This is a genomic window from Anabaenopsis sp. FSS-46, assembly GCF_029891665.1.
Lineage (GTDB): Bacteria > Cyanobacteriota > Cyanobacteriia > Cyanobacteriales > Nostocaceae > Anabaenopsis > Anabaenopsis arnoldii.
Genome location: NZ_JANQDG010000001.1, coordinates 44433 through 64755, shown reverse-complemented (window position 1 = coordinate 64755; position 20323 = coordinate 44433). Strand labels below are relative to the sequence as shown.

General features: G+C 41.9%; 20 protein-coding genes and 1 pseudogene. 9 read left to right on the top strand and 12 right to left on the bottom strand.

The window, feature by feature from the left end; translation table 11 throughout:
• The 6 genes and pseudogenes from NWP21_RS00290 to urtE all read left to right on the top strand — a co-directional run.
• Positions 1-103 (top strand): annotated as a pseudogene (locus NWP21_RS00290) (photosystem II protein D1); the annotation flags it as partial.
• A 211-nt stretch (positions 104-314) separates the two neighbouring features.
• Positions 315-1601: an urea ABC transporter substrate-binding protein gene (gene urtA, locus NWP21_RS00285; protein WP_280791176.1), complete on the top strand. Its 1287-nt coding sequence runs from the start codon at positions 315-317 to the stop codon at positions 1599-1601.
• Positions 1602-1664: 63 nt separating this feature from the next.
• Positions 1665-2819: a branched-chain amino acid ABC transporter permease gene (locus NWP21_RS00280; RefSeq protein WP_280791175.1), complete on the top strand. Its 1155-nt coding sequence runs from the start codon at positions 1665-1667 to the stop codon at positions 2817-2819.
• Between the two features lie 19 nt (positions 2820-2838).
• Positions 2839-3960 carry an urea ABC transporter permease subunit UrtC gene (gene urtC / locus NWP21_RS00275; RefSeq protein ID WP_280791174.1) on the top strand — a complete coding sequence of 374 codons (1122 nt, stop codon included), beginning with the start codon at positions 2839-2841 and terminating at the stop codon, positions 3958-3960.
• Positions 3935-4681 (top strand): urea ABC transporter ATP-binding protein UrtD, encoded by a 747-nt coding sequence (urtD, locus tag NWP21_RS00270; RefSeq protein ID WP_271730581.1) that lies wholly within the window; start codon positions 3935-3937, stop codon positions 4679-4681. Before urtC ends, urtD begins: the two co-directional genes overlap by 26 nt.
• Before the next feature lie 73 nt (positions 4682-4754).
• Entirely contained in the window at positions 4755-5453 is a 699-nt protein-coding gene (gene urtE / locus NWP21_RS00265; protein ID WP_280791173.1) for an urea ABC transporter ATP-binding subunit UrtE, read from the top strand.
• 21 nt (positions 5454-5474) lie between these two features.
• On the opposite strand, the gene arsB is transcribed toward urtE, so the two are convergent.
• Together arsB and NWP21_RS00255 are read right to left on the bottom strand one after the other, a co-directional pair.
• Entirely contained in the window at positions 5475-6632 is a 1158-nt protein-coding gene (gene arsB / locus NWP21_RS00260; RefSeq protein WP_271763313.1) for an ACR3 family arsenite efflux transporter, read from the bottom strand.
• 41 nt (positions 6633-6673) lie between these two features.
• Positions 6674-7090 carry an ArsI/CadI family heavy metal resistance metalloenzyme gene (locus NWP21_RS00255; protein ID WP_271730578.1) on the bottom strand — a complete coding sequence of 139 codons (417 nt, stop codon included), beginning with the start codon at positions 7088-7090 and terminating at the stop codon, positions 6674-6676.
• An 83-nt stretch (positions 7091-7173) separates the two neighbouring features.
• On the opposite strand from NWP21_RS00255, the gene NWP21_RS00250 reads away from it, so the two are divergent.
• Positions 7174-7557: a metalloregulator ArsR/SmtB family transcription factor gene (locus tag NWP21_RS00250; RefSeq protein ID WP_271763315.1), complete on the top strand. Its 384-nt coding sequence runs from the start codon at positions 7174-7176 to the stop codon at positions 7555-7557.
• Here the strand turns inward: NWP21_RS00250 and arsJ are convergent.
• From arsJ to NWP21_RS00200, 10 genes are all read right to left on the bottom strand, one after another.
• Complete coding sequence (arsJ, locus tag NWP21_RS00245; RefSeq protein WP_280791172.1) at positions 7526-8788, bottom strand: organoarsenical effux MFS transporter ArsJ; 1263 nt, start codon at positions 8786-8788, stop codon at positions 7526-7528. The genes NWP21_RS00250 and arsJ overlap by 32 nt on opposite strands.
• A 103-nt stretch (positions 8789-8891) precedes the next feature.
• Complete coding sequence (locus NWP21_RS00240) at positions 8892-9902, bottom strand: ArsJ-associated glyceraldehyde-3-phosphate dehydrogenase (RefSeq protein ID WP_280791171.1); 1011 nt, start codon at positions 9900-9902, stop codon at positions 8892-8894.
• A gap of 104 nt (positions 9903-10006) precedes the next feature.
• A complete protein-coding gene (locus NWP21_RS00235) occupies positions 10007-10336 on the bottom strand; it encodes a metalloregulator ArsR/SmtB family transcription factor (protein WP_271730574.1) in 330 nt (109 codons plus the stop codon).
• A 12-nt stretch (positions 10337-10348) separates the two neighbouring features.
• On the bottom strand, positions 10349-11560 hold the full coding sequence (locus NWP21_RS00230) for an aspartate aminotransferase (RefSeq protein WP_280791170.1): 1212 nt from the start codon (positions 11558-11560) through the stop codon (positions 10349-10351).
• The gene (locus tag NWP21_RS00225) at positions 11557-12747 is read right to left on the bottom strand and encodes an iron-containing alcohol dehydrogenase family protein (RefSeq protein ID WP_280791169.1); all 1191 of its coding nucleotides are present in this window, start codon (positions 12745-12747) and stop codon (positions 11557-11559) included. Before NWP21_RS00225 ends, NWP21_RS00230 begins: the two co-directional genes overlap by 4 nt.
• A gap of 335 nt (positions 12748-13082) precedes the next feature.
• Positions 13083-13604 (bottom strand): Ycf51 family protein, encoded by a 522-nt coding sequence (locus NWP21_RS00220; protein ID WP_271730571.1) that lies wholly within the window; start codon positions 13602-13604, stop codon positions 13083-13085.
• Between the two features lie 365 nt (positions 13605-13969).
• A complete protein-coding gene (locus NWP21_RS00215; RefSeq protein WP_280791168.1) occupies positions 13970-14320 on the bottom strand; it encodes a nucleotidyltransferase domain-containing protein in 351 nt (116 codons plus the stop codon).
• 15 nt (positions 14321-14335) lie between these two features.
• Positions 14336-14692, bottom strand: coding sequence for a nucleotidyltransferase domain-containing protein (locus tag NWP21_RS00210; protein ID WP_280791167.1), 357 nt, complete (start codon positions 14690-14692; stop codon positions 14336-14338).
• A 227-nt stretch (positions 14693-14919) separates the two neighbouring features.
• On the bottom strand, positions 14920-16224 hold the full coding sequence (locus NWP21_RS00205; RefSeq protein WP_280791166.1) for an O-antigen ligase family protein: 1305 nt from the start codon (positions 16222-16224) through the stop codon (positions 14920-14922).
• The gene (locus tag NWP21_RS00200) at positions 16206-17048 is read right to left on the bottom strand and encodes a YaaW family protein (RefSeq protein ID WP_280791165.1); all 843 of its coding nucleotides are present in this window, start codon (positions 17046-17048) and stop codon (positions 16206-16208) included. Before NWP21_RS00200 ends, NWP21_RS00205 begins: the two co-directional genes overlap by 19 nt.
• Positions 17049-17145: 97 nt before the next feature.
• Between NWP21_RS00200 and NWP21_RS00195 the strand changes: the two genes are divergently transcribed.
• Both NWP21_RS00195 and NWP21_RS00190 read left to right on the top strand, forming a co-directional pair.
• A complete protein-coding gene (locus NWP21_RS00195) occupies positions 17146-18144 on the top strand; it encodes an FAD-dependent oxidoreductase (RefSeq protein ID WP_280791164.1) in 999 nt (332 codons plus the stop codon).
• A 29-nt stretch (positions 18145-18173) separates the two neighbouring features.
• The gene (locus NWP21_RS00190; RefSeq protein WP_280791163.1) at positions 18174-20273 is read left to right on the top strand and encodes a hydantoinase/oxoprolinase family protein; all 2100 of its coding nucleotides are present in this window, start codon (positions 18174-18176) and stop codon (positions 20271-20273) included.
• Positions 20274-20323 lie beyond the last annotated feature (50 nt).

Sequence of the window (20323 nt, the reverse complement as noted above, 5' to 3'; positions counted from 1 at the left end):
TATGGAAGTAATGCACGAGCGTAACGCTCACAACTTCCCCTTAGACTTGGCTGCTGGTGAAGTTGCTCCTGTTGCTTTGACTGCTCCTGCAATCAACGGCTAAGAGATTCAGGTTAAGAAATTTAAATAATACTGTCTCTGATTGATCAAAGCGCTCTTCCCAACGGAAGGGCGCTTTTGATTTTGGGCTGAATTTCCTAAATCACCTGCAATCTAAATTTATAAAACTTTGTATATTAGCTAACTTTTTAATAGTAAACTATCAAACTAACATCAAATACTGTAGATAAGCAGTGTAATCAATTCATCCGAATATGACTCAACAATTTAACCGAAGGAAGTTTTTACTTTATAGTTCTGCAACTATCGGTACTAGCCTTTTGCTCAAGGCTTGCGGGAATGACTCACCCAATGAATCACCCACTGCTACTAATAGCAGTGACACCATCAAAGTAGGGATTTTACACTCCCTCAGCGGGACAATGGCGATTAGTGAAAGAAGCGTTGTTGATGCTGAAAGATTAGCAATTAAAGAAATTAATGCTGCTGGTGGTATCTTAGGTAAACAAATTCAGGCGATTACTGAAGATGGCGCTTCTAACTGGGATACTTTTAGAGAAAAGGCTACCAAACTAATTGATCAAGATCAAACTGTTGTCATTTTTGGTTGTTGGACCTCTGCAAGTCGCAAGAATGTTAAACCGGTGTTTGAGAGTAAAGACCATATGCTCTGGTACCCGGTACAGTATGAAGGTCAAGAATGTTCTAAAAACATTTTCTATACTGGTGCGGCTCCCAATCAACAAATTGAACCATCTGTTGACTGGATGTTAAAAAATAAAGGCAAAGAATTCTTTTTAGTTGGTTCTGACTACGTTTTTCCCCGGACTGCAAACACCATCATTAAGGCTCAATTGGAGGCTTTAGGTGGAAAAACTGTTGGTGAAGATTATTTACCACTTGGTAACGTAGAAGTTACACCTATCATCTCTAAAATTAAGCAAGCTTTACCCAATGGTGGCGTAATTTATAACACCCTCAATGGTGACAGCAATGTGGCATTTTTCAAACAATTAAAAGGGGCTGGATTAACAGCAGATAAATATCCCTCTATGTCTGTAAGTATTGCAGAAGAGGAAGTTAAAGCCATTGGTGTTGAATATCTCCAGGGTCACTATGCAGCTTGGAATTACTTTCAAACAGTAGACACACCTGCAAATAAAAAGTTTGTAGAAGCTTTTAAAAAAGAGTATGGTGCAGACCGGGTAATTAACGATCCCATGGAAGCAGCATACGTCGCCGTTTATTTATGGAAACAAGCGGTAGAAAAAGCTGGGACAACTGACTTAGATAAGGTTCGCGCTGCGGCCTATGGTCAAACTTTAGATGCACCAGAAGGTAAAGTGACTATGAACGCCAATCATCACTTGTCTAAAATTGTCCGCATTGGTGAAGTGAGACAAGATGGTTTATTCGATATTGTCTATGCTACCCCTGCACCAGTAGAACCAATTCCCTGGAATCAATTTGTCCAAGAAACTCAAGGATTTGGCTGTGATTGGTCAGACCCGGCTAAAGGTGGTAAGTACAAGCAAGTTTAAGTTAATAGTTAATACTCAATAGTCAATGACCATTGACTATTGATATTTTTTGAGGATAAATAGGTGTTAATAGGTGTCTTAGAAGCTTTATTTAATGGTATTAGTATTGGGGCAGTATTATTAATTGCTGCTTTGGGACTAGCCATTATATTTGGTTTGATGGGCGTGATTAATATGGCCCATGGTGAATTGATGATGTTTGGGGCTTATACCACTTTTGTAGTACAAAATGGCTGCAAACAGTTGGGCGGAGTGTGGTTTGATTTTTATATATTTTTGGCTTTGATTATTGCTTTTCTATTCACTGCTGTTGTGGGGTTAGTGTTAGAACGGGGCGTGATTCGTTATCTGTATGGACGACCTTTAGAAACTCTCCTAGCAACTTGGGGGGTGAGTTTAATTTTTCAACAGTTTGTTCGCAGTGTGAATTGGTTATTAGTAATTGGCATATTCCTATTTTGTGTGTTGTTTTTTGGAGGTTTACGGATTTTAAATGCTCGGAGTAATGGGGGTAAAGTACGTAACTGGTTTGTAGGATTGTTGTTGTTACTATCTCTGGGTATAACAATAACAATGGGAAATTTATTGAGCGAGCAACAGGTATTTACTCAACCTTGGTTTGGCGCTCAAAATGTAGATGTGACCGCTCCTGGTTGGTTGCAAGGGGGAATGTCTTTAGGTGGTCTCCAATTACCATTTGCTCGCTTGTTTATTATGGCTTTGACAATAATTTGTGTAGCGGGAATTTATCTATTTTTACAGCGTTCTAACTGGGGATTAAGGATTCGTGCGGTGACCCAAAATCGCAGTATGAGTGCTTGCTTGGGTATCCCTACTCAAAAAGTTGATGCTATCACTTTCGCTTTGGGGTCGGGTTTGGCTGGTGTGGCTGGTTGTGCTATTAGTTTACTGGGTTCTGTAGGACCAAACACCGGACAAAATTATATTATTGATACCTTTATGGTGGTAGTGGTCGGTGGTGTGGGGAATTTAGCAGGAACTATTGTGGCGGCTTTGGGAATTGGTACGGCTAATTTTTTAATTGGTTCTGGGACTCTAGCTTTGGTGTTATCTCCTATTCAACCTTTAGCTGATGTGTTGAATTTCTTTGCGACTACAAGTATGGCCAAGGTGTTAGTGTTTGCACTGATTATCACGTTTTTACAGTGGAAGCCTGGGGGAATTTTTCCTCAGAAGGGTCGTACTGTTGATGTTTAAACCAGAAAGGACGCAGAGCATGAGTCAGAAGGGCGGACGGTTAATTTTAATTGAGATTGGGGTGGTGGTGGCGATCGCACTGATCCTGATTTTAATTATACCAGCAATGCTTTCGGGGTTTCGGTTGAATCTACTGGGGCGGTTTTTGTCCCTGGCCATTGTGGCTTTGGGTCTGGATTTAATCTGGGGTTATACCGGGTTGCTGAGTTTGGGACATGGGATTTTCTTTGGTTTGGGGGGATATGCGATCGCTATGTACCTCAAACTCCAAGTCCCCCCCGATGAATTACCTGATTTTATGGGGTTGTATGGCGTGAAAGAACTTCCTTGGTTTTGGTATCCTTTCTACTCTTTTCCCCTGGCCACAGTGGCGGTGGTGTTGATTCCCAGCCTACTAGCGGGATTATTAGGATACTTAGTATTTCGGAATCGCCTCAAGGGGGTTTATTTTTCCATATTAACCCAAGCCGCAGTGATTATATTTTTCAACTTCTTTAATGGTCAACAAAAACTGTTTAACGGTACTAACGGACTCACAGGTTTTAGAACCTTGTTTGGGGTGAATGTCAGTGACTCCCAAACCCAATTCATTTTCTATACCCTGACGGTAATTGTTCTGGCCTTCACCTATGGGATTTGTCGCTGGTTGACCAGTGGACGCTTTGGGCGATTATTAATCGCTATTCGAGATGATGAAAGTCGGGTGCGATTTTCTGGCTATAACCCCACAGAATTTAAAGTTTTAGTGTTTGCGGTCTCCGGTGCGATCGCCGGGATAGCAGGAGCATTTTATACACTTCAAAGCGGGTCAGTATCACCCCGAACCATGGATATTGCTTTTTCTATTGAAATGGTGATTTGGGTGGCGGTGGGGGGACGCGCTACCTTAACCGGGGCGATAGTCGGTACTTTATTAGTCAATTATGCGCGCACTTTTTTAAGTGAACAATTTGCCGAAATTTGGCTATTTTTTCAAGGCGCACTATTTTTAATAGTCGTCACAGTCTTACCTGACGGTCTCATGGGATGGTTAAAAAAGCAACAGATTCCTTTTTTCCACCGCCCTCGTCCCATCCCCACATATCCTACCTTAGAAGCAGACCCAGAAGTGCAACATGAACGCGAAAATCTTGGAAACTGAAAACGTCACCGTCAGTTTTGACGGTTTTAAAGCTATCAATCAACTCAACTTTAGCATGGATGCGGGAGAGTTGCGGGTAGTAATTGGTCCCAACGGTGCAGGAAAAACCACCTTTCTGGATGTAATTACCGGGAAAGTACAACCAACCATTGGGAGAGTTTTATTCAAAGGTAAAAATCTGCGTTCTTTACCTGAACATGAAATCGCCCGCTTAGGAATTGGGCGGAAATTCCAAACACCGCGAATTTACCTCAACTTAACCCCCCGTGACAACCTAGAAATTACTATTAACCGCCACAAAAATGTATTTTCTACCCTATTTCATCCCTCTCATACCACGGAAAATAATAGTATTAAAGGCTTATTAGAAACAGTTGGTTTAACCCCTAAAGCAGACATTCCCGCCGGGTTACTCTCCCACGGAGAAAAGCAACGTTTAGAAATTGGGATGTTAGTAGCACAGTCCCCGGACTTATTACTAGTTGATGAACCAGTTGCAGGGTTAACAGACGAAGAAACCTACAACATCGGACAACTACTATTAACACTCGCCCAAAGCCATTCAATTCTAGTCATTGAACACGATATGGAATTTGTCCGCCAAATTGCCAAAACCGTAACAGTATTACATGAAGGTTCCGTACTATGTCAGGGGAGTTTTGCACAAGTCCAAAATGACCCCCGTGTAATCGAAGTATATCTAGGAGAACAGCCAGAATAAAACTGCTGTTTTTTAACCCCTAGGGTCTGGAGCTTAGATAAATCATAACCGCCATTGAGAATCAAAAAAACTGATGCTAAAAATTTCTCAACTTAACGTTTACTACGGTGAAAGCCATATTTTACGCAACGTAGATTTAAGCGTACCAGCAGGACAAATGATCTGCTTAATTGGACGTAATGGTGTAGGTAAAACCACTCTACTTAAAACAATTATGGGTTTACTCTCACCCCGCAGTGGCACAATTAACTTAAATGCAGAATTAATCAACTCCAAATCTCCAGACCAAAGGGCAAAACTGGGAATTGGTTATGTTCCTCAAGGACGAGAGATTATCCCCCGGTTGACAGTCAGAGAAAATTTACTTCTAGGGTTAGAAGCTAGACCAAAAAACCGTAAAAAAGCCGAAATTTCCGAAGAAGTTTTTAGCTTATTTCCGGTGTTAAAAACTATGTTATCCCGCATGGGTGGTGACTTAAGCGGTGGACAACAACAACAGTTAGCGATCGCCCGTGCTTTAATGGGAGAACCACAGTTACTCGTCTTAGATGAACCCACCGAAGGTATACAACCCTCAATCATCCTGGAAATTGAAGCTGCAGTACGTCGCATCGTAGAAACCAAAGGGATTTCTGTGTTATTAGTAGAACAACACTTACACTTTGTCCGTCAAGCTGATTACTATTACGCCATGCAAAAAGGTGGGATTGTGGCCTCTGGTTCCACCACAGAACTGAGTCAGGATGTGATTCAAAAGTTTTTGGCTGTTTAAGTTTAATTTTGATTGGGTATTTTACCGTAAAGTCAAATCCTCACTACTAATACAGCGTGGATCTGGTAATGTAGCTTTTTCTGGCTCCCTGGGGAACCAAACCGCTGTGCGCTGACAAATTTTAACCAACATCAACATCACTGGGACTTCGATTAACACACCTACCACCGTGGCCAATGCAGCACCGGAATTTAAGCCAAACAACATCACAGCTGTAGCAATAGCAACTTCAAAGTGATTACTAGCTCCAATTAATGCAGCTGGTGCCGCATCTTCATAAGATATATTCAGTTTTAATGCCGCCACATAACTAATCAAGAAAATGAAATTAGTTTGAATAAATAGGGGTACAGCAATTAACAAAATGTGCAAGGGATTCTCAACAATCACTTCACCCTTAAAGGCAAATAGCAAGACTAAAGTAATTAACAAAGCAGTAATAGCAACCGGAGTGAGATACTTTAAAAACCGCCTTTCAAACCACTGTCTACCTTTGTGTTTAAAAATCCAATAACGGCTGTACATTCCTACCACTAAAGGTAAACCAACATAAATGATTACTGATAAAACTATGGTTTGCCAAGGTACTATTAAATCATTGGCTGCTAGTAACCACCTGCCCAAGGGTGCATACAAAAATAGCATTAATAGTGAATTTACCGCCACCATGACTAAGGTATGTCCCTGGTTACCGTAGGATAGATATCCCCACATCAACACCATGGCGGTACAGGGAGCGATTCCTAATAAAATTGTCCCGGCGATGTAGGAATTAACTATTTCTGCTTCCCTCCCACGCAGTAATTCTGTACCTGTTATTAATGGACGAAATAACCAACCCAAGAAAAACTGCGCGAATACCACCATTGTGAATGGTTTAATTAACCAGTTGACTATTAAGGTGAGAATTACAGGTTTAGGGGCGCGGACTGCATTCACAGCTTGGGTAAAGTCAATTTTTACCATGATGGGGTACATCATGAAGAATAGACACACTGCAATGGGTAGGGAAACTTGATAAATACTCATTGCATCCAGTGCGATCGCCACCCCAGGAAATAACCTCCCTAGTGCAATTCCGGCTAAGATGCACAAAAATACCCAAACGGTCAAGTATTTCTCAAAAACACTCAGGTTACTCCCGGCTTTTAGCGGGGTTGTGTTTGTGTTGGTATTCATTGATATCACCTAAAATGAGGAATTATGGAAGAGGAGGTTATTTAACCACAACAGGAGTGTTTCCAGTTCTCACTTGGTGTTGTATCAGCAACTTTGACTACAAAAATTTCCCAACGGTTGCCATCTGGGTCTGTTACCCAAACTTTATCTTGTACAGCATAACAACAGTCTATATCTTCTTCAGTAAACAATGCCAGTCCTGCCTCTGTAAACCTTTGGATGGCAGAATGCACTGCTTGTGTACTTTCAACTTGTACCCCTAAATGAGACAAGGCACCACCAGACTGGATATGATTGGCTAGGTTGAGAGTTAGGTTTAAAGCCGGATGGGAAATATCAAATTTAGCGTAGTCAGCTTTATATTTGACCGGTTCCACACCAAACATTGCCTGATAAAATTCTACTGACTTGACCAGATTAGTCACGTTCAAAGCCACATGAGTTTTCAATACTGCCATAATTTATCTCCTTACAGAATTGATAAACATCTATATAGATGTTTATCAATATCTTGCCATAGCATATCGATAAGTGTCAATATATGAATATGAACTCGCCCATAGACCTGAAAAACTGTTGTAAACCAGTGCTATCCAGCTTCCTTAAGGCTGATGAAGTAGCAGAGATAGCAGCTATTTTCCGAGTATTGGGAGAACCAGCGAGACTACAACTTCTCAGTTTCATTGCTAACCGACCACAAGCCGAGGCCTGTGTTTGTGAGTTAATAGAACCTTTGGGACTATCACAACCAACTGTGAGTCATCATCTCAAGGTTTTATATGAAGCTGGTTTACTCAACAAAGAACGACGCGGCACATGGATTTACTATCAATTTGTGCCTGAACGTATTGAATTGTTGCAAAAAGTCTTAGCACTACCCAGCGTTGATGAACCTAATCTCCACCTTCGGATTTCCAAGCTATAGCTTGACTCGGTTGTGGGTCAGGTAACTTCATCGTCACCAGTCCGGCTGCTAAGACTAATAACATGGATGTCCACAGACAACCTACTAAGTTAAAATATTGGAATACCAACCCTGATAACACTGTACCAGCTAATCGACCCCCGGAGTTAGCCATATAGTAGAAGCCAACGTTGAGGGCGACTTTATCGTCATCAGTGAACGCTAACACTAGGTAGGAGTGGACTGCTGAGTTAAAAGCAAAAACTACACCAAATACAAGCAGTCCCCCAATAATTGCGATGTTACCAGGTACGCCCAATTGTAAAGCCAAGGCGATCGCCGCGGGAACTGCTGTGAGGGTAAATGTCCAAAACTGGATAGTCTGAGATTTCGGTGGTTGACCAGAACCAAAGCGCTGGATAAGGGTGGGCGCTAAAAACTGAATCACACCATAACCAATCACCCAACAAGCCAAGAATCCACCCACTTGATAGAACGACCAGCCTAAATTTCCCCGTAAAAACACCGGTAACCCCACAACAAACCATACATCGCGGGAACCAAACAGAAAAAATCTCGCAGCTGAGAGAATATTAATTTCTTTGCTCTTAGAAAACAGTTGGCTAAACTTAACTTTGGCCTTGATTTTACCCATACCCCTAGGCAACATCAACCCGGTGAACATAATTAAGAACAGTCCCCCAGCCATAATTAATAGGGAAGAGGTAAAGCCAAAAGAAGACAACAGCACACTACCAACAAAAAAGCCTACCCCTTTAAGTGCATTCTTGGAACCTGTTAATACCGCCACCCACTTAAATAAAGATGACTGAGCCTCCTGGGGTACCACCAAGCGAATAGCACTCTTAGAACTCATTTTAGTTAAATCTTTGGCAATCCCGGAAAAGGCCTGGGCTACCATCACATAACCCACCGCCATCCACTGCGCCCGATTGGGATTCAGCCATGATAGCATGAATAAAGAAAAAACCTGTAAGCCAATACCCGTATAAAGAGTTACCTTTAAACCCAATTGGGAACCAATCCAACCCCCCAGAAAGTTGGTAATAACCCCAAAGATTTCATAGAATAGAAATAAAAAGGCGATTTGTAAGGGAGTATAGCCAATACTATCAAAATAGAGTAGTACCAGCATTCGCAAAGCACCATCAGTGATAGTAAAACCCCAATAGGCTAGGGTAACAAGAATATAATTCTTGAGATTAGCGCCAGAAGCTGTAGAAGATGTCATACACAATTGCGGAGTAGGGAGAAAGATTGTTACAGCAGATTTCCTTTGACTCAGGTAAACTACTAGTAGCTACTTACCTGCAAAATCCTATATTTCCCAATGACTAATAACTCAATGCAACCTTACGCGCCAGTTCAACCATCCGATTGGCGTAACCCCATTCATTGTCATACCAAGCCAGGATTTTGACTTGAGTTTCATCCACCACCATTGTAGAAAGAGCATCAATAATAGAAGAACGAGGATCATCTTTGTAATCAATGGATACTAAAGGACGCTCTTCGTAGCCTAAAATACCTTTGAGGGGTTCTCGTTCTGACGCTGCTTTCAATAAGCTATTAATTTCATCTACTGTGGTAGGTCTTGCAACTTCAAACACACAATCTGTTAAAGAAGCATTCAGTAATGGGACTCGCACCGCCACACCGTTGAGCTTACCGTTCAGTTCGGGATAAATTAACCCAATGGCTGTTGCTGAACCGGTTGTAGTCGGAATTAGAGATAAACTCGTAGCCCGCGCCCGGCGTAAATCTTTATGGGGAGCATCAACTATGGTTTGAGTATTAGTATTATCATGGATGGTAGTAATTACTCCATGTTTAATACCTAAACCTTCATGAATTACCTTGACTACTGGAGCTAAACAGTTAGTAGTACAAGAAGCAGCAGTGAGCAGGTGATGCTTTTGGGGGTCATAGAGATGGTCATTTACCCCCATGACTATATTTAAGGCTTCTTCCTTTACCGGAGCAGCGACAATTACTTTTTGTACTCCCCTTTTAAAATAAGGGTCGAGGGTTTGAGGAGTGCGAAACTTACCGGAGCATTCCAAAACCAAATCAACACCCAAGTCATCCCAGGGAACTGCGCCTGGTTCAGCATAATCACTGAAGCTGATAGTTTGGTTGTTAATTAAAACACTGTCAAAACCCGCTTCTACTTCTAGTGGCCAACGTCCATGGACAGAATCAAACTTTAATAAGTGTGCCGCTGTTACCGCACCGCCTTTAATTTCGTTGATATGCACAAAATCTAATTCTGGCCAACCCCATCCAGCCCGTAGAGCCAACCTGCCAATTCTACCAAATCCGTTGATTCCTACACGCACTCTCATATTTAATTAAGAAAGCTTTACTTTTATATCATTTCAAAAAAAATTGATATGTCAATGACTCAGAGGTTACTGTATACAAAAATTCATCAATAAAACTTGATATATCAGGAAAAATTATCGCAAGACTGAGCAGGAGATATTTCTCCTAACCGGCTATATTCTCCTAAATATGCTTCTAAAACAGCGAATTGGCTCAAATTCAAACTGTAATAAATCCAGCGTCCTTCTTGACGGGCGTTGACTAAGCCTGCTTCTTTGAGGGTTTTCAGGTGAAAAGATAGTTTTGACTGACTTACCCCCAAGGTATCACACAAGTCGCATACACACTGTTCCCGCTTTCGTAGCAATTCTACCGCATTAATCCTGATGGGGTCAGAAAGAGCATGAAAACCGGCAACAATTAAATGAGAATTGGTAGCACAGGGGGTAGACATCAGTGATTTTCTCTATTGTGAACCAGAGACTACGGTTTCGGGTTGATAACGGATACCAGCTTGTTTAAATCTGTGCAAAGCTTCACCCAAGCGATCGCACTCTGCAATCAAGCTGATCCTAACATAGCCTTCACCTGCGGTCCCAAAGGCATTACCAGGAGTAACAACAACGCCAGTTTTTTGCAACACATCCAAGGCAAAATCCGTAGAACCCATCCCCACGGGACACTTTACCCATAGATACATAGTAGCTTTGGTTTTGGGGATATCCCAGCCCAATTTTCCTAAACCGGCGGTGAGAAAATCCCTGCGGGTGCGGTAGCGTTGCTGTACTTGATGTAAGTACACATCTGGTAGTTCCAAAGCTGTTTGGGCTGCGGTTTGCAAAGCTGCGAAAATACCATAATCCAAGTTAGTCTTCAGGGTGCGCAAACCTTGAATTACATGACGGTTCCCCACCACAAAACCCACACGCCAACCAGCCATATTGTAGGTTTTAGATAAAGTGTGAAACTCAACCCCAATTTCCTTCGCCCCAGGAATTTCTAACAAACTAGTGGGTTGATAACCATCAAAAGCTAACTCGGCGTAGCATAAGTCATGCACCAGCAGAATTTCATATTTCCGCGCAAAAGCCACGATGTCCTCAAAAAATTCCCGGGGAGCGGTGGCTGCGGTGGGATTACTAGGATAGTTAAAATAGAGGATTTTCGCTTGTTGTGCAACTGTATCGGGAATAGCAGCTAAATCAATTAACCAGTTATTCTCTGGTTTGAGAATTAAACTATGAATTTTCCCCCCAGCAATTAATGGACCGCGAAAATGGGCGGGATAGGCGGGAGAAGGAACCAGAATTAAATCACCAGGATTAATATAAGCGATCGCTAGATGGGCTAATCCTTCCTTAGAACCCAGTAAAGGTAAAGCCTCACTATCCGGATCTAGAACCACATTATAGCGGCGATTGTACCAATTAGTGATAGCACTGCGGAAACTAGCAGTACCTTCAAAAGGCGGATAACCGTGGTTGGCGGGATTTTGTAACGCCGCCATTGCTGCTTCCACCACTGGCTGTGGTGTGGCACCATCTGGGTTTCCCATACCCAAATCAATTAAATCAAGTCCTTGTTCGCGCGCTTTAGCCTTCAATTCGTCTAAACGAGCAAATACGTAAGGCGGTAGCTGTTGTATGCGTTCTGCGGGGGTAATCCAATTCAAGCTCATTGTAAAACCTCTTCATTCATTCCCCTGGTGGAGACACGATTAATCACCTCTCTACTATCCGTTGGTGCGGTGGTAGAAACCATTGCAGCCATCAACTCTTCTGTCACAACTTTAAACGGTAGTCGATGGATGTCAGACTGGGGCGCTAAGGCAATTTCCCCAGCTGTTTGTAATTCTTTTAATGTAATTTTGCCTAAACCTAAATCATCCAAATTTCGCGGCAGTCCAATGTCTGCATAGAACTTTAACAACTGTTGCCGTGCCGATGCTGCTAGTTGATTACTTTGCAACATTTCTTCTAAACGCAGTTGCACCAAAATACCGTAGGCAACTTTTTCACCATGTATACTACCGTGTCCATGGATGTGAGTTAACCCATTATGTACCGCATGAGCCGCCACCGTGCGACACTGCGCCCCTCCTAGCCCCCCAATTACCCCAGCCAGTAAAACTGTAGCATCTACGACTTCTTGCCAAACCTCACCACCTGGTTCTTTGAGGGCGGTAGCTGACTTTTGCAATAGTATATCTCGTAAAACTCGCGCTTGTTGCACTGCGGCAATAATTAAAGTTTGTTGAGAATTGCCACTGCTGACTGATGCTTCATACCATTTAGCGATCGCATCCCCAATTCCTGCCACTAATGTATGTTGTGGTGCTGTTTGAATTAAATCATAGTCAAGTATTAATAAATCAGGACAGCCAGACAGAGCCACATCATAGAGGAAAGCCCCGGTTTCCGAATAGACATTAGAAAGAGCAGTCCAAGCCGCGCAGGTAGCCGCAGATGTAGGAATTGTCACTACTGGTAACCGCAACTGATAGGCGACTAACTTAGCTGCATCCAAAGCTTTACCGCCCCCAAAACCAATAATCACATCAGCTTGGTGTTCCTGGGCTGCTGTCCTTAAAGCTTGTAAACTAGCTTCACAGCAATCTACACCATAACTCTTTACGGCTGTGACTAAATTTTCCTGGGCTAAAATTGGTTGTAGACTCTTTTGAGCCATAGTCACAGTAGAATTACCCGCCACTAATAAGGGACGAGTTCCCAGGCGGGAAATTTCTGCTGGTGTTGATTGTAAAACCCCACAACCACGCATTACCTTTCCGGGAGCAACTGTCAATGTCAATAATGAGTTAGAAGTTTGAGTAGACAAGTTTTTTGTAAAAGATTGACTGGGCATATAAATCTAGTGTGCCAAAACGTTGATAATTCTTAATCAAATTTTAGACTTATGTCCAGAAATTTTCGTTTCCATTGGCTCTAATCACGCCCATGCGGCTCCAACTCTGAACTACCAAATTTTTGAAGACCCAGAATTAACAATTATATATCCTAATCTAAAAAGCATCAATAATGTATAGTATAATACAAAAAAAATATGTTATTTTGTTGACAAAGAATTTTACCCGGGAGAACAAAAAATCAACGGGGAGAGCGCCGAGTAAAGATGAAACTTCACCAAAATCAACCATTTTCTACCCCGTGACCCTATAAAAACTTGGAACTAATTCAGCACTAAGAAGCAGCATCGGGTAATTGAGCGAATTTTTCCCAGTAAATTTGTAGCTCCATATTCCCATCTTCGCGACTAGCTAATGTCCGCTTGATCTGACCTAAGTAAAGAGGTACAGAAACCCCTGGTTCAGGATGAATCACAGTACGAGCGCGAATAGTCAGTTGATTATCTCCCCTTGTCCCCAGACGACCATAGGAATACAGATTACTAGCCGCTTGCAACAAAGTTGCTTCTAATTGTTCGGCTGAAATTTGAGGTGATGTAGCAATCACCGTTTCTGTAGAAGCATTATCATAAACTAAAGTATATTTTACCGCCCCTGGAATCACAGTGCGACTCAAAGGCACCAAAGACAGAGAAAATAAACCCGCAGTCAGCACCAACATAAAGCCGGTTGTACCCACCAGTCGAAAGCGGATACCCCACTTGACAATAAAAGCCAGCAATGTCAGGGCGGCGAATGCTATGGTGGCAATACCCGACCATTGGCCGTACTGAAGAAAGTCAGAAGTTGTCAGCATACAGATCAGCTACTTAGGTCTATTTTACTTGATGACGGACACATCCATTTTACCGATTAGTTGCACTCAGGAATTATGACTTAGCACCATATCATGTCTACTATGCATTTTCCCTTAGTAATGGTTTGTGGAAATTGAATAGCTATGATAATTACTGTTGATTTTACTGAAAATTCGCAAAATATGTATTAATTTTTACATATTAATCCATGAAATACTAAGCATTTTTACTATTGCTAATAGATTTTATTAGGTTTTTTTTCATAAAACACATTATTTGCTGACCCTTATCATAATACAATTTTTTTTACAGTAGCCAAAATTCTGCCATTTGCAAATCCTCACGAGCAAAAATTAACCATGTTTCATACTCCCTGCTCATACAAAATCTTGCCTTTCCCTAAAATTTCCTCTCGAAAAAAAGCCCGTTCTTTGCATAAATTTTCAAACTCAACAGGAGTATAGACCAGTATATCAATCCCTACTCGTGGTTGCAGCAACTGAATTACTTCTTTAGTGCGATCCAAAAAACGTTGCGTCGTTTCTTTAACTATGACTAAATCAAGGTCAGACCATTCATGGGTTGTCCCACTTACCATTGAACCAAATAATATAATTGATTGAGGATTGTAAAAATCCCTTAACAAATCTACATAGCGGTTAAGTTCAGCTAAAAGTAATTGCTGGCGATCGCTCACCTGATTCAATTCAAGCATAATTAACTCCCTGGGTTAGATAAATAGGGATTCTAAATCTTCATAAATAACTTTTGCAGATGAAAGAATATTCTGTTTTCGGAGCCAATTATGACTCTGTTCAATAGTCGTTTTTCCCACTAAATCAACTTTTCGACTGAGCATTTTTTCTAATTCTTCTTCAGCATCAATTAAATCTGATAATCTCCAGCGAGTATTAGGTTTGAGGGCATACAAAAAATCTACATCGCTCTGCGCATTGAAATCATCGCGTAAAATTGAGCCAAATACTGATAATTGAGCGATCTGCCAGCGTTGACAAAAGGATTGAATGGCATTCATTGGTAGGGCGAGCGCTAATTGTTTAACTATTTCTGTTTCTGCTTTGCTCATAATCTTTGTAAACAATGTGAGTCAAGTTTATTTACTGGCTTTTACGTAATTCTTGGACTATTTCTTAGGCGCGATCGCACACCTGACCCCCCATCCCACGCACCAGAACTTCCATCCACCAACATAGCTTTTATCAAGCATATCATCGAATTTGGAAAAATCTGGCTATAAAAGCAACTTTCCCGATTCCGTGTATAGATGATATATCTTCATCTGTGGTCAATGAATTATTCACCGTACCTATGCAAACGAGAACTACTATATACAACTCCCCAAAGTGCAGAGAAAAATAACCACGAAATTGTATTTAGCCTAAAATCAAATAAAGTTACATCTACGGTGTTGAATATCAGCCATTGTAAAATCACAACAATATAACTGAAAAATATCAATTTATCTTTTTTGTCTAAATAGTTGGGTTTCTGCAACAATTGCACACCTGCAAACCATATCCAACCAAGACAGCCAAAAAATAACAGGGCGCTCGGTAAACCAGTTTCAGCCGACAGCATCAAAAATAAATTGTGAGGATGACCTAAATCAATTTGCATCTGTGCTTTGTAGAGGTCGCTAAAACTGCGTAAACCCCAACCTGTCCAAGGCTTTTGCTGAGTTAAAGACCAAGCAAACTCCCATTGAGTAGTTCGCATTACAGCCACTGGTCTATCTGGATACATTTGATCATTTAACCGCGCCCAAAAGTAAGCCGGTACAAAGCGGCGAAAGGTTTCTGCAACTGGTGAGGGGGCGAAAGCTGCTAACAGGACACTGGTGATTATACTGGTGACACTACCAACAATAATATGCCAACCTTGGTAAAGTGCATAGGCTAAACAGGCAATCATTCCCATCACCCAGCCATTACGTGAGTCAGTGAAAATCAGGGCTATAAAACTGGTAATTACTGACACAGTTAAAAAAATAAAGTAAGTATTATTTCTATCGCGTAAACTCCATCGTTCCAGCCACAACCCCAATCCCAAAGTAAAAGCGATCGCTAAATAAGCAGCCAAAAGATTAGCGTGCATGAATATAGAGGACATACGCCCCGGTGGAACTCCTCCCGCAGACAGACCTAAATCTAATAAAATCCACAAAACTTGTAACTGGAAACTCCAACCCCAAAACATCTGCCCAAAGCCCATTATCACCACTGGAACTGAACCAATCACGAAAATCACCGCTATTTGCCGCAGTTGGGCTGTGGTTTGAATTAGGCTACTCAGTCCGGCAAAAACTACAAAGAATGGTAATAAATTAAACAAGCCTAGAAAAGCCTGTGTTTTCTCATCGGCAACGGCGGAACTAATTATCAGTAATAGACTTAACACAGCAAATCCCCAGTTTAGGGGATGGTGCATAATTCTATGGTATTGTTTATGACAAGTAATTAATGCTGCCAAAAGTATACTGACACCGCCCACCAAAGGACTCAAGGGAAAAATCAGCAGTCCAATTTGAGTCACATTCCAAGGGGTTTGTAAACTAGTGTGGGGATGATAAAAAGCTAACTTCAAGCTGGCTCCCAACATTCAGCACGAGTGAGACGAATTTGTGCCAGAGCAAATATGGTGGGGATGATCCGACCATAGTTAGTAGAGATCGCTCTCCATCCTAAATCTGCAAAAAACCAAGTCCACATCACTGGGCCAATGAAGCTAAAAACACTACGCACTGCCCCATAACGAGCCGCATTCATAGTCATACCCCGCCGCGCCATTTGTAGAGCTACATAGCCTTTAAATTGGCTAGTTGCTGCTTGAGAACCGGCGATCGCCGTCTGTTTAGCTACTTGATATTTAGCAAAGTGGATGGCAAATTGGCGCGCTATCTGTTGCAATACCAATGGCTGCAGAATAGAAGTAACAGCCAAGGCGCTACCACCTTTAACCAGTAATCCCAATGGGTCGCCCTGTAATAAAAGTGGTAGGGGTTGTTTGAATTGTGACTGGCACAGTTGACGTTGCACCTGCTGATTTAATTTTTGTTTCTCATTTTCCGGCAGTTTTTTCCACACCTGCCCTAATAGATGTAAAAATAACTCCGCCTCTAAATCAACCGTCGTCAATTCTCTAGAATAGGGAATTTTCAAATATTTACAGACCTGAATTAATGCTTGACGGTAAGTTACCTGACTTGTACGCCCCCGTAATACTGTGATCCCATCCGCAGCTAAAAACCGAAACCGATTCTCTAATGTGTCTAGCCAAGCTTCGCGGCTTTGGCTTTGTACCTCAATGGGTTCAGGTGTATGAACATAATCTAGGGGATTAAATTTACGACTAAACAAAATTGCCGTTAAATCCTGCAATTCCTCTTGTGTCGCTAACTCCAGCGCCGCCCTCAGTTCATCCAATTTCTCTTCCTCTCTTTGTGCAGCCTTTATGTAGTTTATTCTACTATTAGCAATTGTTGGTCATTGCTCATCCCCAGTCCTACAGAGTCAAGAATTTATGACTGATATTGCCATAATTGGTGCCGGAATGGCAGGTTTAATATGCGCTCAACGTTTAACTGAGGCTGGATACTCGGTTGTGGTCCTCGAAAAGTCCCGTGGTTTCGGGGGACGACTCGCTACCCGTCGATTACATGGAACTTGGGCAGACCATGGGGCTTGTTATTTACAGCCTCAAGGTGAATTATTCGCAAATTTGGTACAATCTTTATGCGATCGCCATATCCTAGAGCTATGGCAAGATCAGCCTCAACCCCGTTATATTGCACCCGCGGGAATGAGTACCATTGGTAAGTTTCTCGCCCAAGGTTTAGAAATCCAACTGAATCAGCGGGTCATAGCCATTCACCCTCATTCCGCAAATACTTGGTGTCTGACTCTTGAATCTAGCGCCGAATTAACAGCCACAGCCATAGTTCTCGCTATCCCCGCTCCCCAGGCTTTGGCACTTTTGTCCCCATTGGGCGAACATATTTTGGGTAAAGCATTTTTGGATAGTTTGACCTCTGTAGAATTTTATCCTTGTATTAGTGCGATCGCAGGATATCCCCCTACATCCCCACTACCACCTTGGAAGGAGCGGAAATTTACAGATGAGCCGGTTTTGGGATGGATGGGTTTAGACAGCAGCAAACGCCCCCATCCTCAACAACCTGTATTTGTCTTACAAAGTAGCGCTAATTTTGCCCAACTACATTTAGAAACCCCAGATTTACAACCCGTTGCACAGGAGATGTTGCAAACCGCAGCCCACAGTTTGGGGCTTCCTGGGCTAGCAACACCAGACTGGATGCAAGTACATCGCTGGCGTTACGCTTTTCCCAGTCGTCCCTGGCCACATCCTGTATTATCTGCCCAAAGTCCCCTACCTTTAGTATGTTGTGGTGATTGGTGTGGTGGTAATCTTACTGAAGATGCCATGATTTCTGGAATTGCTGCATCTGTAGAAATTAATCATTACTTGCGCCAGTTACCAGATATATCAATTCTCACATAGATTATTATTACCATAGGGTAAATTGATAAATGTTAAAAGTATTTGCTGACCGCGGTGGTACATTCACAGATATTATTGCTGCCACTAATAGCCAGACAATTATAGATCGGCTCTCAGGGCATACAGAACGTTTTTTGATCGTTCCTCTGAAACCTCAAGAATGGGTTATTGTCTACAAATTACTTTCAGAGAATCCCACACAATATCAAGATGCAGTTATCCAAGGTATTCGGGATATTATGGGTCTTTCAACTCATGAACCCATTCCCCATACAGCCATAGAAGTAGTCAAAATGGGGACAACTGTCGCCACAAATGCACTGTTAGAAAGGCAAGGAGATCGAGTAGTTCTACTGATTACCAAAGGGTTTAAAGATGCCCTGCGTATTGGCTACCAAAACCGCCCTGATATTTTTGCCCGTCACATCATCTTACCAACGATGCTTTATGAACAAGTGATTGAGGTAGAAGAACGCTATGATGCTCATGGCAACGAATTAACACCTGTTAATATTACACAATTACAACAGGATTTACAAGCAGTTTATCATACAGGTATTCGCAGTTGTGCGATTGTATTTATGCACAGCGATCGCTATCCCCAGCATGAGCAACAAGTAGCAGCCATTGCCGAGGAAATTGGCTTTACACAAATTTCTGTATCTCACCAAGTTAGCCCATTAATCAAACTAGTCAGTCGAGGAGATACAACTGTCGTAGATGCCTACTTAACCCCAATTTTGCGCCGCTACGTCAACCAAGTAGCCAGCCAATTACCAAATGTTAGATTGATGTTTATGAAGTCTGACGGCGGCTTAGTAGCAGCAGCACAATTTCAGGGAAAAGACAGTATTTTAAGTGGACCTGCAGGCGGTATTGTCGGTGCAGTTCAAACTAGTAAAAGAGCAGGTTTTAATCTAGTAATTACCTTTGATATGGGGGGAACCAGTACAGATGTTGCCCATTTTAAAGGAGAGTATGAACGCCAATTAGATTCTGAAATTGCGGGAGTGCGAATGCGAGTTCCCGTATTATCAATTCATACTATTGCAGCTGGTGGTGGTTCCATTCTCATCTTTGATGGTTCTAGCTATCGTGTCGGACCAAAATCTGCTGGTTCAAATCCCGGCCCGGCTTGTTATCGTCAGAGTGGACCTTTAACGGTGACAGATGCAAATGTCATGTTAGGTAAGATACATCCTCAATATTTCCCCTCCGTCTTTGGTACTGATGGCAATTTACCTTTAGATAAAGATATTGTCATCCAGAAATTCCAGCAATTAGCACAAGAGATTACCACTGTTACAGCAAATTACCTTACACCCGAACAAGTAGCAGCAGGATTTATGGCGATCGCTGTGGAAAATATGGCTAATGCTATTAAAAAAATCAGTCTACAACGAGGTTATGATGTCACCCAATATGTACTTTGCTGTTTTGGTGGTGCTGGTGGACAAGTCGCCTGTTTAATTGCGGATACTTTAGGGATGAAACAGATATTTCTGCATCCTTATGCTGGTGTTCTTTCCGCCTATGGTATGGGACTAGCTGATGTGAGAGCCACCAGAGTAGCAGGAGTAGAACAGCCTTTAAATCAAGACTTAATACCTCAGTTAATGCAGTTGAGGGAGTCATTAGAAACCCAAGCAAGAAGTGAACTCAGTCAAAATGAAAGTAGCGTTGAAGCAACAGTAATTCAAAAACTGGATGTGAAATATGAGGGGACTAATTCTACTTTAAGCATTGATTTCAATTCAGATGTCATGGTCATGCACACAGCATTTATAGATGAACATAAATCTCGCTATGGTTTCATTCAACCCGACAAGCCCTTGATTGTAGAATCTATTTTCGTAGAAGTAATTCAGAAAATGGATACTCCCGAAGAACCTGTAATTAGTCGTACTCGTCCTATAGAATCACCCCCTGAACCGGTGGAAATAGTTAAGATATTCACTGGGGAAAAATGGCATGATACCCCAGTCTACCGCCGTGAAGATTTACAAGTGGGAGATTTAATAAATGGTCCGGGTATTATTGTGGAAAAGATTAGTACAATTGTGGTTGAACCTAACTGGCAAGCAAAATTAAATGAGTGTAATCATTTAATTTTACAACGTGTATCTTAGTTAAAAAATCAAATTCATCTGTAAATTTACCTTGAATCTCAAAGAAGATA